15 protein-coding genes are annotated in these 16150 nt (G+C 64.2%); 10 read left to right on the forward strand and 5 right to left on the reverse strand.

Going from position 1 to position 16150, the window contains the following annotated elements; translation table 11 throughout:
- Positions 1–45: 45 nt before the first annotated feature.
- The 9 genes from JI59_RS12355 to JI59_RS12395 all read left to right on the forward strand — a co-directional run bounded on the left by JI59_RS12355 (position 46) and on the right by JI59_RS12395 (position 11408).
- Entirely contained in the window at positions 46–1251 is a 1206-nt protein-coding gene (locus JI59_RS12355) for a thiolase C-terminal domain-containing protein (protein ID WP_007012395.1), read from the forward strand.
- Complete coding sequence (locus JI59_RS12360; RefSeq protein WP_007012394.1) at positions 1251–1685, forward strand: Zn-ribbon domain-containing OB-fold protein; 435 nt, start codon at positions 1251–1253, stop codon at positions 1683–1685. Before JI59_RS12355 ends, JI59_RS12360 begins: the two co-directional genes overlap by 1 nt.
- A 120-nt stretch (positions 1686–1805) precedes the next feature.
- Positions 1806–2747: an alpha/beta hydrolase gene (locus JI59_RS12365; protein ID WP_007012392.1), complete on the forward strand. Its 942-nt coding sequence runs from the start codon at positions 1806–1808 to the stop codon at positions 2745–2747.
- A gap of 194 nt (positions 2748–2941) precedes the next feature.
- Complete coding sequence (locus tag JI59_RS12370) at positions 2942–4567, forward strand: flavin-containing monooxygenase (RefSeq protein WP_007012391.1); 1626 nt, start codon at positions 2942–2944, stop codon at positions 4565–4567.
- 710 nt (positions 4568–5277) lie between these two features.
- Positions 5278–6921 carry a GMC family oxidoreductase gene (locus JI59_RS12375; protein WP_007012389.1) on the forward strand — a complete coding sequence of 548 codons (1644 nt, stop codon included), beginning with the start codon at positions 5278–5280 and terminating at the stop codon, positions 6919–6921.
- Positions 6922–6994: 73 nt separating this feature from the next.
- Positions 6995–8398 (forward strand): aldehyde dehydrogenase family protein, encoded by a 1404-nt coding sequence (locus tag JI59_RS12380; RefSeq protein ID WP_007012388.1) that lies wholly within the window; start codon positions 6995–6997, stop codon positions 8396–8398.
- Between the two features lie 19 nt (positions 8399–8417).
- Entirely contained in the window at positions 8418–9458 is a 1041-nt protein-coding gene (locus JI59_RS12385) for an NAD(P)H-dependent amine dehydrogenase family protein (protein WP_007012387.1), read from the forward strand.
- Positions 9459–9540: 82 nt separating this feature from the next.
- Positions 9541–10839, forward strand: a complete 1299-nt coding sequence (locus JI59_RS12390; protein WP_238532494.1) for an MFS transporter — start codon at positions 9541–9543, stop codon at positions 10837–10839.
- Positions 10839–11408, forward strand: a complete 570-nt coding sequence (locus tag JI59_RS12395) for a hypothetical protein (RefSeq protein ID WP_007012385.1) — start codon at positions 10839–10841, stop codon at positions 11406–11408. The genes JI59_RS12390 and JI59_RS12395 overlap by 1 nt, the downstream gene beginning before the upstream one ends.
- A gap of 123 nt (positions 11409–11531) precedes the next feature.
- On the opposite strand, the gene JI59_RS12400 is transcribed toward JI59_RS12395, so the two are convergent.
- Positions 11532–12404: a MaoC family dehydratase gene (locus JI59_RS12400; protein ID WP_238532493.1), complete on the reverse strand. Its 873-nt coding sequence runs from the start codon at positions 12402–12404 to the stop codon at positions 11532–11534.
- Between the two features lie 339 nt (positions 12405–12743).
- Between JI59_RS12400 and JI59_RS12405 the strand changes: the two genes are divergently transcribed.
- A complete protein-coding gene (locus JI59_RS12405) occupies positions 12744–13190 on the forward strand; it encodes a CHRD domain-containing protein (protein WP_007012382.1) in 447 nt (148 codons plus the stop codon).
- A gap of 21 nt (positions 13191–13211) precedes the next feature.
- On the opposite strand, the gene JI59_RS12410 is transcribed toward JI59_RS12405, so the two are convergent.
- The 4 genes from JI59_RS12410 to JI59_RS12425 all read right to left on the reverse strand — a co-directional run bounded on the left by JI59_RS12410 (position 13212) and on the right by JI59_RS12425 (position 16113).
- Complete coding sequence (locus tag JI59_RS12410; RefSeq protein ID WP_038576113.1) at positions 13212–13616, reverse strand: DoxX family protein; 405 nt, start codon at positions 13614–13616, stop codon at positions 13212–13214.
- A gap of 244 nt (positions 13617–13860) precedes the next feature.
- Entirely contained in the window at positions 13861–14262 is a 402-nt protein-coding gene (locus JI59_RS12415) for a hypothetical protein (RefSeq protein WP_007012380.1), read from the reverse strand.
- Between the two features lie 110 nt (positions 14263–14372).
- The gene (tldD, locus tag JI59_RS12420; protein ID WP_007012379.1) at positions 14373–15791 is read right to left on the reverse strand and encodes a metalloprotease TldD; all 1419 of its coding nucleotides are present in this window, start codon (positions 15789–15791) and stop codon (positions 14373–14375) included.
- 109 nt (positions 15792–15900) lie between these two features.
- The gene (locus JI59_RS12425) at positions 15901–16113 is read right to left on the reverse strand and encodes a zinc-finger domain-containing protein (protein WP_038577581.1); all 213 of its coding nucleotides are present in this window, start codon (positions 16111–16113) and stop codon (positions 15901–15903) included.
- Positions 16114–16150: the final 37 nt, after the last annotated feature.

A 16150-nucleotide genomic window follows, 5' to 3' on the forward strand; every position in this document is an offset into this window, starting at 1 on the left:
AACGACGAGGGCCGGACTTGATGGCCGGTTTGAGAGGGCAGGAATTTGGCGAGAGAGATAACCCCTGGTCCGGCCACGCTGGAAGACATTCGCGGCCGCGTCGCCATCGTCGGCGTCGGAGAGTCGCGCATGAGCGGGCCTTCGGGGCGCAGTTCGCTCGACATGGCGTTCGACGCGATCGATGCAAGCCTGGCCGATGCCGGACTGCAGCCCTCGCAGATCGACGGGATCATGTTTGCCGAAGGCCTCGCCGGGCAGGTCGATGCCGATGCGTTTCGTGAACATTACGGCGTGCACCAGGATATCTGGATGTCGGGGGACGGCGGGGCCTTCGCGCAGATCGCCACGGCGCCCCATGCTGCCTGGCAGGCGATGCAGGCGGGGCTGGCTACCACCATCATCAGCGTTCTGGGAATCAACTGGGCCAGCCAGGCCAAGGCCGGGACCGGCGGCCCTGCGCAATATCACCGCGAGCACGCGATCAAGGCCAATGCAGAAGCTGTTTTCGGCTTCCTGCCGCAGCCCGTCTATTATGCCCACATTGCGCGGCGGCATATGATCGACTTCGGCACGACCGCCGAACAGCTGGGTGCGATCGCCGTGGCCTGTCGTCGCCACGCCAACGGCCACCCCGGCGCGGTCATGCGCGACAAGCCCCTGTCCCTTCGGGACTATCTGGCTTCCACCCCGTTCATCGACCCTGTGCGCAAGGAGGACTGCTGCCTGATCTCCGATGGCGCGGCGGCCTTCATCATGGTCGCGAGCGAGAAGGCGGGAGATTTCCCGCAACCGCCGGTGACGGTCGAGGGCGTCGGATATGGCGGGGCGCAGGAACGCACCTTCTTTGCGCAGGAGCCGCAATTCACGGCGACGCCGCAAGGCTATGCCGCGCCTGGCGCCTTCGCGATGGCAGGGATCAAGCCCGCCGACGTCGATGTGCTGACACTCTACGATCCGTTCACCATCACCGCGTTGATGCAGATCGAGGACATGGGCTTTTGCGCCAAGGGCGAGGGCGGCGCCTTCGTCGAAGGCCGGGCGCTGCATTTCGACGGCGGCGGCCTTCCCTTCAATACGCATGGCGGGATGTTGAGCCATTCCTACACGCTCGGCGCTTCGCACGTGGTCGAACTGGTGCGCCAGTTGCGCGGCGAAGCGGCCAATCAGGTGCCCGAGGCGCGGATCGGCGTGCACGGCGGATATTCCGGAAGCGATGCAGGCTGCATGGTCCTGCGCGGAGGGTTGAATTGATGGATTTCCCTCTTCCGGACCTTGCAGGCGGGCAACTGGCGCCGTTCTGGCAAGCCGCTCAAAGCGGGCAATTGTCGCTGCCCCGTTGCAACGATTGCGGGCGCTTGGACTGGTATCCCAAGGGCGAATGTCGCCGCTGTGGGGGCGCACGGATTGCCTGGACTGCGCTGAGCGGCAAGGCGACCCTGTTCTCATGGGCCCTTGTACGCAGGGCTCTCGATCCCCGGCTCGCTGCGATTGCGCCTTATATTTCCGCGATCGTGACGCTGGAGGAGGATGCAGACAGCCGCTTCGTCACACGCCTCGTCGATTGCTCCGAAGCGCTGTTGCGGCCCGGCCTGCCGGTTGCCGTCCGCTTCCTGGATCTCGGTTATCCTTCCTTGCAGACCGGTGTGACCGCTCCCTTGTTCAGCCCCGCGGAGCCGGGGCGATGAGCTGGAGCCTGCGTTCTCGACCCGCTTGCCGGTCGCGCTCATGCCAATCGCAACGGCTTGTTTGCCGCAAAGTCGTCAAGGCGATCAGGAACAGGTCGAACATGACAAAGGGGAATCGCCATGCCGATGGATGAAGACGCGCGGGCCATGATGGAAATGCTAGAAAAGATGGTGCCGCTGCCCACAAGCGGAACCGACGCCGGCGCATACCGTGCAGAGCGCATCGCCGAATTGAACGCGCGGGAGATCGAGCTCATCGAAGTCGATCGCGTCGAGACGTTCTCGATCCCGCGCGGCGACGGCGACGTGACGGTTCGGCTCTATCGCCATGGCCCCGGCGATGCGGTTCGGCCCACGATCCTCTACATGCACGGGGGCGGCTTCGTGACCTGCAGCATCGAAACGCACGATCCCTACTGCCGGACGCTCGCGCGCGAGACCGGACTGAGCATTCTCTCGATCGATTATCGGCTCGCCCCCGAGGATCGTCACCCCGCGGCTTTCGAGGACTGCCGTGCCGTCCTTGAATGGGCGGCGGGGCCATCTGCCGCGGAACGCGGTATCGATGCCGACCGGCTGATCGTGGCGGGCGACAGCGCCGGCGGTGCCCTGGCCGCCGCCCTGTGCCTTTGGGCACGCGACAATGCTGGGCCGGCCATCGTCCACCAGTTGCTGATCTACCCGGTGACGAACAACGACTTCACCACTGCGTCCTATCGCGACAACGCCACGGGCAATTATCTGACGACCGAGTCGATGCGCTGGTTCTGGGAGCAGTACCTTGGCGATGCCGACGCCGAGGCCGATCAATTCGCGGCCCCCGGCAAGGCGGCCGACTTTTCCGGTCTGCCGTCGGCGACTGTCATCACCGCCGGCTACGACCCGCTGCGCGACGATGGCGGCAATTATGCCCGTGAGCTGGAGAAAGCCGGGGTGCCTGTCGAATATCGCGACTTTTCAGGAACTTTCCACGGCTTTGCCGGCATGTTCATGCTGCAGAGCGCCCGCGATGCACTCACTTTCATCAAGCAGCGACTGGGCGATGTTGCCGGGCCGCGCTGAAGATGATCGGCCCGGCATGAAGGGCACGGGCCGAGTTGCCGCGCCATGTGTGCGTGCAGGCCGGTTGCGCTCAGGGCGCAAGCATGACCGGGACTTGAGAAGTGGCCGGATTGCCGTGTGTGGAACAGCGGCAAGGTCTGGCAAGACTGACCTGAAAGAGGTATTTCTAATGTCCATACCGAAGGGACGAGGACATGCATGAACGATTTGATGTCGTAGTAATCGGTGCCGGTTTCGGTGGCCTTCACATGCTCTGGAAGCTGCGCCAGATGGGGCGCACTGCCGTTGCTTTGGAAAAGGCCGACGACGTCGGTGGGACCTGGTACTGGAATCGCTATCCCGGCGCGCGCTGCGACGTGCCCAGTTTCGAATACTCGGTGCCCTGGGACCCCGAACTGGAGCAGGAATGGAACTGGTCCGAGAAGTATTCGGCCCAGCCTGAGATCCTCGCCTATGTCGAAGAGGTCGCCAAGCGGCATGACCTCAAGCGCGACATCCGGTTCGAAACCACGGTCACTGCAATGACGCGCGATGAAACGCGCGGCTTGTGGATCGTCGAAACCGACACCGGCGTCACGTTCGAGGCGCCCGTGGTGGTGAGCGCGGCCGGCTGCTTGTCCGCCCCGAACCTGCCGGACATTCCCGGAATCGAGGATTTTTCGCGTCCGCTGCACCATACCGGCCGCTGGCCGCACGATCCGGTGGATTTCTCCGGCAAGAGCGTGGGCGTGATCGGCACCGGGTCCACCGGCGTGCAGGCCTCCACTGCCATCGCCGCTGAGGCGGGGCACCTCTATGTGTTCCAGCGGACCGCGCAATACAGCCTCCCCGCCCTTAACCGCGACATCTCGGCGGAGGAACTGGCGGAGCAGAAGCGGGCATATGCCGAACTGCGCCAGCTTCAGCGCAGCAGTTTCGGCGCCGCCGTCATCGATCCGCCCAAGGGCATGAAGGCGTTCGAGGATCCGCAAGAGGAACGCCTGGCCGAATATGAACGGCGCTGGAACATCGGCCGACAGGATCTGCTGGCCGCTTATGGCGATATCTCGACCGACCCGGAAGTGAATGCCGAAGTGTCCGAGTTCGTGCGCGGCAAGATCCGTGCGATCGTCAAGGATCCCGAAATTGCCGAGAAGCTGTGCCCGAAGGTCAATCCTCTGGGAACGCGCCGGATCATCATGGACACCGGCTACTTCGAGATCTTCAACCAGGACAACGTAAGCCTGGTCGACATTCGTGAGGATCCGATCGAGCGGATTACCGAAACCGGGGTGAAGCTGCGGAGCGGTCAGTTCATCGAACTGGACATGCTGGTGATCGCCACCGGCTACGACGCGGTCACCGGGCCTCTGATCGACATGAACATAACCGGCCGGGGCGGGCGAACGCTGGCGGATAAATGGGAGCATGGGCCCGAGACGTACCTGGGTCTGATGATGCACGGCTTCCCCAACCTGTTCACGATCACCGGCCCGCAAAGTCCGACCGTGCACGCCAATGTGATCATGGCGATCGAGCAGCACGTCGAATGGATCGCCAAGTGCCTCGCATTCATGGAGCGTGAGCAGGTTGCCGAAATCGAGCCTGCCCGCCAATCGGAAGAGGAATGGAAGAAGCAGGTCGACGCCGTTGGCAGTGTCGGTCTGCGCGCAAAGGATACTAACAACTGGTACACCGGCGGCAATATTCCGGGCAAACCGCGCTCCTTCCTGACCTGGCAGGGCGGCTTCGTCCGCTATGGCGAAATCTGCGACACGATCGCGAACGAAGGATATCGCGGCTTCGAACTCAACCGTGAACCGACCAAGGCCAGCGCATGACGAGGTGCGTTGCGGGATGACACTGCAACGCGCCTGATACCACCGACGTATTTCGGCATTTCCCGGCTTGCTCGCCTGTGCTTGCCCCGCCTGTGCTTGCCCCGCCTGTGCTTGAGCGCGGAGCAGGCCGGGAAACGTCAATATCTGCCGATACCGGCCCCAAAGCATCATCCCCACCCCGAAGGCTGTGAAGTCACTGCCGTTTCGTCAGGCGGTCCCGGCAAACTTGCCGAGCCGGCCGGGGCGAAACTGCGCCTCCCGCTGCCCGCCAGAGGCAACATGCAGGTTGCGGCAATTTTCCTTGTTTGAGGTACCTCAATCGCGCTACAGTCCCTGAGAGCGAAGCAAGCATAACAGTCGCTCGGCAGGGAATCGCCGGATTCCCGTGCGCAAAGGGAGAGTTTCCTTGGGACAAGCCCGATTCTCATGGCACTGGCATTCCTCGTGGCGTTGATGCGTGCTCCGATGCAGGAGCCGAAGCGCCTGTGCTGTGCGGCTCTTGCAAGGGGGCGGCGGCGTTCGGCTGACCGGACCTGGCCGGTGCCGCAAGCATTTGCCAGCTCCCTTGCTGGGATCGCCCGCGTCGGTACGGCAGTCCTGCTTGAGCGCCGCGACCCTTTATCCGGCGCCGCCCTGACATCACCGCTGAAGCCGGGTGGCCTTTCCGGCTGCCCGGCTTCGCACGCGTCAAGCAGAGAATAGGAAAGTCGATGCAGCAATTCGAAGCAGACTATGTCGTCGTCGGAGCAGGCAGCGCCGGCTGCGTCATGGCCAACCGTCTCAGCGAGAACGGGCGCCACACGGTCCTGCTGCTCGAAGCCGGGGGCGATGACCGGCCCTGGCGCAACTGGCGCCATTTCTCCTCCGCCGCGATGATCCAGATACCCGCCGGTTTTGCCAAGACGATGAAGAACCCCGCGACCGCCTGGAACTACGAGACCGAACCCGACAAGGAGACCGGCGGGCGCCGCCACTCGATGCCGCGCGGTCGGATCCTGGGCGGATCTTCCGCCATCAACGGTATGCTCTATGTCCGCGGGCAGCCGCAGGACTATGACCATTGGAGGCAACTGGGGTGCACGGGCTGGGGCTGGGAGGATGTCCTGCCTTTCTTCCGCAAGGCGCAGGATCAGGAACGCGGGGAGAGCGAACTGCATGGTGTGGGCGGTCCGCTGGCAGTGACCGATCCCGGCGACAGGATGCCGGTGTGCGAGAAAGTGATGGATGCGGCGGAAGCGATCGGCATTCCCCGCAATGCGGATATCAACGGGCCTGAACAGGAAGGGGTAACCTGGTCGCAGGTGACGATGCGGCGCGGCGTGAGGCACTCGACGGCGGCGGCCTATCTTAGACCGGCGGAGCGGCGGGCCAACCTGCGGATCCTGACCGGTGCGTTTGCGGAACGGATCCTGTTCGACGGCACCCGCGCCAGCGGCGTTCGCTTCGCCCTGAACGGACAGCCCGCGCAAGCCAGTGCGCGGGCCGAAGTCGTCCTTTGCGGGGGTTCTTTCAATTCGCCGCAACTTCTTGAGATTTCGGGAGTCGGCGATCCTGAACGCCTCCGTGAAATGGGTATCGAGCCGGTGGCGGCGAACCGCAACGTGGGCGAGAATCTGCAGGATCATTTCATGCATGCCCTCAGCTACCGTATGGTGCCGGGAACGAAATCGATCAATCAGCAGGCCCACGGAGCGCCGCTTGCGTGGCAGGCGCTGCGGTGGCTGTTCACCCGGCGCGGCCTGCTGGCGCAAAGTTCGTCGCAAATGATGTTGTTCACCAGGTCCCGGCCCGAACTGGCTTCGCCCGATATCCAGATGCATATCACGCCGGCATCCACAAAGCCTCAGCTCATGGGCATGAAGCCGATGCAGCCCGACGAACATCCGGGGCTGACTTTCGCACCTTGCCACCTGCGCCCGGAGTCGGTGGGGCACGTTCACGCCCGCTCCGGCGATCCGCGCGAATTTCCCGCGATCGTTCCCAATTTTATCAGTACGGAGGCGGATCGCGCAGCCCAGGTCGCGGCCTTCAAGCTGGTGCGCCGCCTGGTCGAGCAGCCAGCCCTTGCGTCGTTGGTCAGCCTGGAGAGGTTGCCGGGAGAGCGGGTCAAATCCGACGACGAGATCCTTTCCTACATTCGCGCCGCCGGGACATCGGTGCATCACCCTGTGGGCACCTGCCGCATGGGCAGCGATGCGGATTCGGTGCTGGATACAGACTTGCGGGTGCGCGGCGTGCAGGGGCTGCGCGTCGTCGATGCTTCGGTCATGCCCAGGCTCGTATCCGGCAACACCAATGCACCAGTCATCATGATCGCGGAAAAGGCCGCGGACATGATCTGCGCACGCAACTGAAGCGGCGGCAGGGCCCTTGCCCTTGCCCGCCAATCGTAATCACGGGTTTCCCGGCAGACAGGACGTGAAGACTATGAACACGAAAATGTTGATCGACGGCAAGCTGGTGAAAGGCGCAGGCACGCTGGACATCGTGAACCCCGCAAGCGGACGGCCCTTCATCCAGGCGGAACGCGCGGACGAAGCGCAGTTGCAGCAGGCCGTTGCTGCCGCGAAGGCCGCTTTTCCCCATTGGTCGGGGCTGAGCTTCGAAGAGCGCGGCGAATATCTGTTGCGCCTGGCCGATGGCCTGCAGGAGATGCAGGACGAACTTGCCCGCATCGTGACCCGCGAACAGGGCAAGCCGCTGCAACAGGCCTATGCCGAAGTCATGGGCGGCATCTACCAATTGCGCCACTACGCCGCGCAGCGGATCGAGCCGACCGTCATTCGTGAAAACGAGGGCAGCCGTATCATCGAGCATCGCACGGCGCTGGGCGTGGTGGCGGCGGTAACGCCCTGGAACTTTCCGTTCCTGCTGGTCACCCAGAAGATCGGTCCTGCCCTCATTGCCGGCAATACCGTGGTCGCCAAACCGGCGCCCACGACCCCGCTGTCCGCGCTTGCCATTGCAGGGGTTGCCGCCGATGTCTTTCCGGCGGGCGTCCTCAACGTGATCGTCGACGAAAACGATCTGGGATCTGCGCTGACCGGCCATGCCGACGTGGCGAAGGTCAGCTTCACCGGGTCGACCGGAACCGGCCGCAAGGTTAGCGCGGCGGGCGCCAGCACGCTGAAGCGCCTGACGCTTGAACTGGGCGGCAACGACGCCGCGATCGTTCTGGACGACGTGTCGCCCGCGGAGATCGCCCCCCGCCTGTTCGGTGGTGCGATGGTCAATGCCGGGCAGGTGTGCCTGGCCATCAAGCGAGTTTATGCGCCGAGCGCGATCTACGACGAACTGTGCGATGAGCTGGCCAAGCTGGCGCGGGAAGCCGTGGTCGACGACGGCGACAAGCAGGGCACGCAGATCGGCCCGCTTCAGAACCGGATGCAGTTCGACAAGGTGCTTGGCTACCTCGAGGATGCGCGGGCCAATGGCTCGGTCATCGCCGGTGGCGAGGCGCTGGACCGCGACGGGTATTTCATCGCTCCCACCATCGTGCGCGACATCGCCGACGACGCGGCCCTGGTGCGCGAGGAACAGTTCGGTCCCATCCTGCCGGTTCTGAAATACGATGATATCGACGATGCCATCGCCCGTGCCAATGACAGCGACTTCGGCCTGGGAGGCACGGTCTGGGGCAAGGACATAGACCGTGCGGCCAAGGTTGCGATGAAAGTCGATTCGGGAACGGTCTGGGTCAACAAGCACCTGGATATCTCCTTCGACATCCCGTTCGGCGGTGCCAAGCAATCCGGTATCGGACGGGAAGGCGGGGAGGAAGGACTTCACGCCTTCACCCAGGCCCACATCGTCAACATCGCGCTGACTTGAGCGCGCGGGGGACAGAGGCATGGCATATCGCGTCATCCAGTGGACCACCGGCAATGTCGGCCGACAGACCCTAAAGGCGTTGATCGCCAAGCCGGGGTTCGAGCTTGTCGGCGTTTTCGCCCATGGCAGGGACAAGGTCGGGCGGGATGCCGCCGAGCTGTGCGGATTGGACACGCCGACCGGGATCTGCGCCACCGACGATGTGGAGGCCTTGCTGCGAAGCGGGGCGGACGCATGCGTCTTTTCGGGGCGGTGGTTCGACGTCGACCTCGTCTGCCGTCTGCTGGAGGCGGGGATCAACGTCGTGACCCATGCCGCTTTCATCAACGGGCGCTGGCTGGGCGAGGATGCGCGGCACAGGCTTCAGGAAGCATGCATCAAGGGCGCAGCCTCGCTTTACGGATCGGGCATCAATCCCGGCTTTGCGAACATTATCGCCGTCGTCTCCACCCAGCTTTGCGCGCGGGTTGACCAGATCCGGGTCACTGAAGCGGTGGACTCCACATACTACGATTCGTGGGAGACCGAGGTGAAGGTCGGCTTCGGCCAAAAGCCCGACGCGCCCGGACTGGTCGAGAATGCACGCGAGGCGACCGAAGTTTTCGGCGATGCGGTCGAAATGATGGCCGATGCGCTGGGCGTCGTCCTCGACGAAATCGTCTTCGATATGGATACAGCGCTTGCAACCGCCCGAAACGAATTGGGTTACGCCACTATCGAGGAGGGCACCGTCAGTGCAGTGGACGGGCGCTGGCGCGGGCGGATCGGCGGCCGTGACTTCATCGTCCTGCGCTTTCGCTGGAAAAAGGGAACGCATGTCGAGCCCTTCGAGATCGACGGCGGATACCGGATCGAAGTGGATGGGAATCCCAGCGTCCTGGCCACGGCGCATCTGCAACGTCCCGTGCCGCAAACGGATGGCGATGCAATGGCGGTAGGCATGATCGCCACGGGCCTGCCCGCGCTCAACGCTATCCCGTCGGCCGTTGCCGCGCAGCCCGGCATCGTCGCGATGCATCAGATGAATGCGTTCGGCGCATGCGACGTCTTCTCGTTCTGATGCGACCGCCGCGAAGCCCGGGCGGGACCGGCTGCCCCCTAGCCGATAACTCCGGAAAAGCCTTGCCAGGATGAATGCCCCGATGAAACTCGATACCGCTCCGGCGAAAGCCGGTCCGCGCGCCTATTTCGGGCTCGCCATCCTGGTGATTCTGACGATCCTGTCCTACGTCGATCGTACGATCATCCTGCTGCTGGTCGAGCCGATCAAGGCAGACCTCGGCATCGACGATGTCCAGTTCAGCTTGCTCACCGGCCTTTCGTTCGCGATGCTTTACGCGGTTCTGGGCGTGCCCTTCGGCTGGCTGGCGGATCGCTATTCGCGCCGCTGGATCATCTATCTGGGCGTCACTGCCTGGTCCATCGCAACGGGCCTGTGCGGATTGGCCACCAGTTTCTGGCACCTGTTCCTGGCCCGCATGGGCGTGGGCGTGGGTGAGGCGACCCTGAGCCCGGTCGGCTATGCCATTGCGGGCGATCTGTTTTCCCGCAGGCGCCTTGCCCTTGCGACAAGCACGCTGGCGGCCGGAACCGCGTTGGGGGCGGCGATCGCCTATGGCATTGGCGGGGTGCTGATGGACTGGGCCGAGGCGCGCGGCGGCCTGTTCGGTCTTCGCCCGTGGCAGACGGCCATTGTCATGCTGGCACTGCCGGGTCTGCTGATCGCGCCGTTCGTCTTCGTCATCCCGAAATATGCGGACAAGGCGGCTTGCGACGATCGGACCGAGCAGGCCGGCACGCCCGAGGGCTATCTGCGCTGGCTGAAGGCCAATCTCTCCCACCTCATCCCCATGATGGCCGGGGCTGCCTGCATCTATGCCCTGATGTTCGGGGTGACGGCGTGGATGCCGGCCCTCCTGTTTCGGCGCTTCGCCATGTCGCCGACCGAAGTGGGGGCGCTGCTTGGCCTGTCCTTCGGCGTCTCGGGCGTCACGGGCTTCATCCTCAGCGGCTGGATCGTCGATTGGCTGGCAACCACGCGCATGCGGCATGCCCAGCTCAAATACATGACGTTCGTGATCGCGGCTCTGGGCCTCGTGGGACTTGCGACTTTTACTCTGGCCGGCACCACCACGCAGATTGCCACGGCCCTCGGCCTTCTGGCGCTGCTGGCGCCGGTGAACGGACCGGCGATGGCCTATCTGCAGATCCATACGCCCGCGCAATTTCGCGGACGGACAATCGCGATATTTCTCCTGGTTTACAATCTGTTCGGAATGACCCTGGGCCCGGCAGCCGTCGCCCTCATCTCGCAGGAGGTTTACGGCGACAACATCGGCGCGGGCATGGCCACGATGAGCGCAATTGCCGGTGTGGCAGGCAGTGTGCTGCTTATCTTTGCCCAGCGGCACGAACCCGCGATGGACAACGGGAACCTGTAATGTTCGACTTCGATGTGACCCGCACCTACCGGCCGATCGAGGAGAAGCTGAACCGAACGACGAATTCTCGCCACCGCAGGATGCTGCAGATGTTGCTGCAGCATGCGCGTGCAGAAGTCGAAGGCGATCTGGGATCGGTTCTGGCGACTCTGGCACCCTGGCCCGTGTACAAGGGCGTGCGTCCCAAGGGGCCGCAGCCCGAAGGGCCGGAGGAGGTGCGCCGCTTCTACATCGACGAGATCTTTGGTTCGGGCCGGCATGTGTTCGAAAGCAACAAGACCCGGATCATCGTGGACGACGACGCGATCATCACCGAAGGTCCGATGCGCATTCTGCTGTGGGGTCGCGATCTGGCCGACAGGGGCATGCAACTGGACGATGCCGATGCCGTCTATCTGATGACGGTCGATGTACTGATCGTCTGGCCCTTCGACGAGGAATGCCGGATCGTGGGCGAGGAAAGCTGGAGCCAGCCGATGGTGACGCCGATGCAGAAGATCGCCGAAGAGGATGTGCCCCAGGCCTTCAGGGACTATGTTGTGCGGCGCAAGGCTGCCGCCGCGAACTGAAGGGGTGCCGGCCCTTGCGGCGTATCCGCGTCGCAGGGCCGGGGCGAATGGCAGGCCGCAACCGGCGCTGCCATCCACGCCTACACCCTAGCTGCGGCTTTTGGCCGCAATGCCTCTTTCCGATCAGTCGCGGACCGAAGCCCGACCGCCCTTGGCCACCACGACTTCGCGCTCGGTCGCCGTGACCTCGAAGGCGAAGTTTCCGTCGCCCAGGGCCCAGATGTCCGTGCGCAGCGTCTCGCCGGGAAATACCGGGCTGGAAAAGCGCAAGCCGTAGTGGGCAAGCTTCGTTTCGTCGCCATCGCATGCGCCGTCCACGATCGCCCTTGCGACAATTCCATAAGTAGCCATGCCGTGCAGGATCGGTCCGGGGAAACCGGCTTTGCGCGCCACTTCGGGATCGGCATGGAGCGGATTGGCATCGCCGGATAGGCGATAGAGCAATGCCTGCTCGGGCCGGGTCTCAAGGGTGATGCGGGCGTCCGGATTGCGGGTGGGCGGTTCGTTCACGCTGGGCGCGCCCTCGGCGGAGCCCCCGAACCCGCCGTTTCCGCGCAGCATGAGGACTGTGCGCGTCTCGGCGAATGGTTCGGCTTCGCCCTTTACGGTAATCGTCTTGCAGGTTTGCAGGATGGCGCCCTTCTGCTGCCCGCGGTCCCAGATCTTCTCGACGCCGGTCGCCACTTCGAATGCGCCGCTTGCGGGCAAGGGCCGATGCAGCGTGATCCATTCCTCGCCATGGAGCACCTTGGCGTAATCGATGCCGTATTTCCTGTCGAAGATCCCCAGCGACATTCCCATCACGGTGGTCATCGTGGGAAAGCCTGCCAGCCGGTCTTCCAGGACGAAGCGCAATTGCGAGGGATCTTCTATTGCGGCGGGGCCGAAGCCGATTCCCAGATTATAGATGATCGTGTCCCGAGCGGGCCAATCGACAGGAATGGTCTTGGCTGGCATCTGCAGCAGGTCGTTGGCGGCAAGCATCTGATCTCCCATGATCGTTTCTCTGGCGGGCATCATTAGGCACATGGATCCCGGCAGGCTTACGGAAAAGTGCATGGCAGGGAAGGTTGCGAAGGCATCGGTCGACTTAAATGGAGCTGCGGCGAACGTGGCGAGCGATCCCGGCGAACCGACCACCTGAATTCGCCCCCGTCTGCCGGGATCCTGACCCTGGCTCGCGGTCCCTTCATGCTTGTGCCCCTTCTTCGCGCGTGTCGGGTTGGCCGCGCGATCGGCTTGTGCAGGTCCGGTCGGCGCGGAGACGGGCTTTGGGGAACTTTGCATTCGATGGTAGCGTTGCCTTCGCGACACTTTTCAACCGGGAGAGAAAGCATGCCCCCTGCAACCAGCCGCCTTGCCACGGCCCTGTCCATCCTTGCGCTTGCCGCTGTGTCTTCGGCTGCTTCGGCTGCCGAGGCTGCAGACCATACCTATAAGGCCACGCTTTCCGGCGAGCAGGAAACCAAGGGCGGCGATCCCGATGGCACCGGGACGGTAACGGTGACCGTTTCGTCCGGGCTCGACAAGCTGTGCTATGATGTCGGTGGGATCGAGAATCTGTCGCCGATCACGGCCGCGCATATTCACAAGGCTGCCGCAGGGCAGGACGGTCCGCCGGTGCTGACGCTCGAGGCTGCCGAGGATGGCGGCTTCAAGGGCTGCGTGAAGGGGCCGGAGTGGTTGCCCGATGCAGTGGCCAGCGGTTTCGCCGGCTATTACGTCAACGTGCATACGGGCGATTATCCTGCCGGTGCGATCCGGGCCCAGCTGGGAAGCTGATCGCGCATTCGCCTCAAGGGCTCAGGCGCGGCGGCGCAGCGGCCAGCCGGTGACTTCGCCCGCCCAGAGCGGCCACCAGATCAACAGCGGCTGCAAGGTCAGGCGGGGCACGTGATAAGCCAGGCCCAGCCCATGGTCCGGCTTGGCCATGTCGAGCAGCATGTGCTGCACGTTGGCCGGCCAGACGCACAGGGCATAGGCAGCCAGGCCCCATGCTGCGGCTCGGCGCAGCGCGGGCGAGAAGGATTGTGCCAGTCCCGCCGCGCCGGTCAGTTCGGCAAGGCCGGTCAGCCCGACGACGGTTGCGGGATAGGGAACCCAGGGCGGCATGATGGAGAGAAACGGGGTGGGCAGGGCAAGATGCAGCACCCCCGCCGCGGCATACAGGACGGCAAGGAGCCATCGGTTGCCGGACCTCAGGGTCATATCCGCTTTCCTTCCCTCATGTGCCCAACGCAATAAAAATGCGTCCGGACCCAGGGCCCGGACGCATGAGGTGCCAAGCCAGGGTGGGCTCGAGGGCGAAGGACATGCCGCAGGTCGCTTGTGGATTGCAACCGCTCCAAGGCATTAATCTGTCTGGAACAGGTGGATCGCAAACCAGAAGGCGACCGCGAGAAACTCCCGGCCGCCTTCCGCAGGGGACCTCTTGGTAAAATAGCGCTGGCGCTTACTTGGCCGACGCTATCTTGGTGTAGGGCACGAAGTCCTGAAGCCCCACGAAGCCGTTCCAGAAGTGGCTGCCGCGATCGTGCAGTTGCACGGTGTCGAGCCGGCAAAGCTGGCTGGAATGAAGTTTGGTGACGAGAATGTCGTCGTCATCGAGCGAATCGGCATTGCTTGGGCGATTGACGTAAAGCGTTCTGCCGACGCGATAGACGATCGCCGTCTTGTCGATCACGCGCGTGTCCTGCGCCATGTACGATGGAATGCAATTGACCGGCTTCCCGGCCTCTCGGCCATCGAGCATCTTGGCCAGCTGTTCCTCGCCGGTGAGCTTGGTGCGCGCGTCTGCGACGGGTGCGGCAAGGAGCGTGGCGGCGACAGCTACAGCGGCAAGTACCTTCTGCATGTCATTTCTCCTTTGATCCCACTTCCCTTTCATCGCGACTTTCGCACGAACCGTCTTAACCGAAGCTGACCGCCGGGGCTTCGATCGGAAGGGAATGTCGTGCGCCGATATCAGGCGGTTCCGCCGACGGTGAGACCCTCGATCAGAAGGCTGGGCTGGCCGACGCCAGCCGGCACGCTCTGCCCGCCCTTGCCGCACATGCCCACGCCCTCGTCGAGCGCCATGTCGTTGCCGATGCCCTTGACCCGGGTGAGGACGGAGGGGCCATCGCCGATCAGCGTGGCGCCCTTGATCGGCGCCCCGAGCTTGCCGTTATTTACCTTGTAGGCTTCGGTGCAGGAGAAAACGAACTTGCCCGAGACGATGTCGACCTGGCCGCCGCCGAAGTTCTTGGCGTAGATGCCGTTGCCGATGCGGGCGAGCAGTTCCTCGGGATCGTCCTGGCCGGACTTCATGAAGGTGTTGGTCATGCGCGGCAGCGGCGCATGCGCGTAGTTTTCGCGGCGTCCATTGCCGGTCGGCTCGACGCCCATCAGGCGCGCATTGAGGCGATCCTGCATGTAGCCCTTGAGCACGCCGTCCTCGATCAGGACCGTTTCGCGCGTGGGCGTGCCTTCATCGTCGATGGTGAGCGAGCCGCGGCGGCCCATGATCGAACCGTCGTCGACGATAGTGACGCCCGGCGCGCCGACGCGTTCGCCGATGCGTCCGGTGAAGGCCGAAGTGCCCTTGCGGTTGAAGTCGCCCTCGAGGCCATGGCCGATGGCTTCGTGCAGTAGCACGCCGGGCCAGCCGGGGCCGAGCAGCACGGTCATCTCCCCTGCGGGAGCATCGACGCTTTCGAGGTTGATCAGCGCGCGTTCAAGCGCGGTGTCGATGGCGCGGTTCCAGTTCTCGGGCTTGAACAGGTCGTCGTAGAGCCAGCGCCCGCCCATGCCGAACGAGCCGGTCTCGCGCCGTCCGTTGCTTTCGGCGACGATCGAGACGTTGAGCCGGACCAGCGGGCGCACGTCGGTGGCGACAAAGCCGTCGGCCCGCACGATCTCGACCACCGACCAGGAACCCGAGAGGCTGGCGCTGACTTGCGCGACGCGCGGGTCGCGGGCGCGGGCGGCGGCGTCGATGGTCTCGAGCAGTTTCACCTTCTCACCGAAACCGACGAGGTCGAGCGGCGAGGCATCGGTATAGAGGTGCCGGTTGCTCTTCTGCGGCGGTGCGGCGCGTTTGCCGGTTGCCGGGTCGAGCAGCTGCAGCGTCTCACCCGCGCGGCGGATCGCGGCGGCGGAAATCTCGTTGGCGTGGGCAAAGCCGGTCATCTCGCCCGAAACGCCGCGCAGGCCGAAACCCGCATCGCGCGAATAGTCGGCGGTCTTGAGGCGCCCGTCGTCGAAGCCGAAGGCCTCGGTCGCCATGAACTGCAGGTAGAGTTCGCCGTCGTCGCACGCCTGCAGCGTTTCGGCGGCAAGCGCCTGTGCGTCCTCGGGCGTGAGCTGGCGGTAAAGTAGCGAGCGCGGGTCGGTAACGGTCATAGGACCGGATATAGGCCCACCGGCGCGAATTGAAATGGCAATGGCCGCAATCGGGCCAGTGCCGAAGATCTTGCGGGGCGTCCCGGCCGAGGACCGGGACGTAAGCCGATCAGGCCGCCTGCTGGTCTGCGGGGCCGCCCTTCAGCACGAAGCGGCGGTCGCAGTAACCGCATTCAACATAGCCCTTTTCGTCGATTTCCATCCACACGCGGGGATGGCCCAGCGCGGCGGGCTTGTAGGCGCCGTTGGCGCGGATGTCGGAAGCCCCGTCGCAGGAGACGCGAGGGGAATCGGTGTAGACGGTTTCGGGCGCGTTGCTCATGAGCTGCGCCATTAGCAGCGAGTGCCGGCCATTTCCA

This window comes from Novosphingobium pentaromativorans US6-1 (assembly GCF_000767465.1).
GTDB lineage: Bacteria > Pseudomonadota > Alphaproteobacteria > Sphingomonadales > Sphingomonadaceae > Novosphingobium > Novosphingobium pentaromativorans.

Bases quoted from the DNA above. Each gene is read 5' to 3' on its own strand.
- JI59_RS12395 (WP_007012385.1), top strand. From the start codon at position 10,839: ATGTTCGACTTCGATGTGACCCGCACCTACCGGCCGATCGAGGAGAAG.
- JI59_RS12425 (WP_038577581.1), bottom strand. From the start codon at position 16,113: ATGAGCAACGCGCCCGAAACCGTCTACACCGATTCCCCTCGCGTCTCC.
- JI59_RS12385 (WP_007012387.1), top strand. From the start codon at position 8,418: ATGGCATATCGCGTCATCCAGTGGACCACCGGCAATGTCGGCCGACAG.
- JI59_RS12415 (WP_007012380.1), bottom strand. From the start codon at position 14,262: ATGCAGAAGGTACTTGCCGCTGTAGCTGTCGCCGCCACGCTCCTTGCC.
- JI59_RS12375 (WP_007012389.1), top strand. From the start codon at position 5,278: ATGCAGCAATTCGAAGCAGACTATGTCGTCGTCGGAGCAGGCAGCGCC.
- JI59_RS12360 (WP_007012394.1), top strand. From the start codon at position 1,251: ATGGATTTCCCTCTTCCGGACCTTGCAGGCGGGCAACTGGCGCCGTTC.
- JI59_RS12410 (WP_038576113.1), bottom strand. From the start codon at position 13,616: ATGACCCTGAGGTCCGGCAACCGATGGCTCCTTGCCGTCCTGTATGCC.
- JI59_RS12370 (WP_007012391.1), top strand. From the start codon at position 2,942: ATGCATGAACGATTTGATGTCGTAGTAATCGGTGCCGGTTTCGGTGGC.
- JI59_RS12380 (WP_007012388.1), top strand. From the start codon at position 6,995: ATGAACACGAAAATGTTGATCGACGGCAAGCTGGTGAAAGGCGCAGGC.
- JI59_RS12400 (WP_238532493.1), bottom strand. From the start codon at position 12,404: ATGGGAGATCAGATGCTTGCCGCCAACGACCTGCTGCAGATGCCAGCC.
- JI59_RS12390 (WP_238532494.1), top strand. From the start codon at position 9,541: ATGAAACTCGATACCGCTCCGGCGAAAGCCGGTCCGCGCGCCTATTTC.
- tldD (WP_007012379.1), bottom strand. From the start codon at position 15,791: ATGACCGTTACCGACCCGCGCTCGCTACTTTACCGCCAGCTCACGCCC.
- JI59_RS12405 (WP_007012382.1), top strand. From the start codon at position 12,744: ATGCCCCCTGCAACCAGCCGCCTTGCCACGGCCCTGTCCATCCTTGCG.
- JI59_RS12365 (WP_007012392.1), top strand. From the start codon at position 1,806: ATGCCGATGGATGAAGACGCGCGGGCCATGATGGAAATGCTAGAAAAG.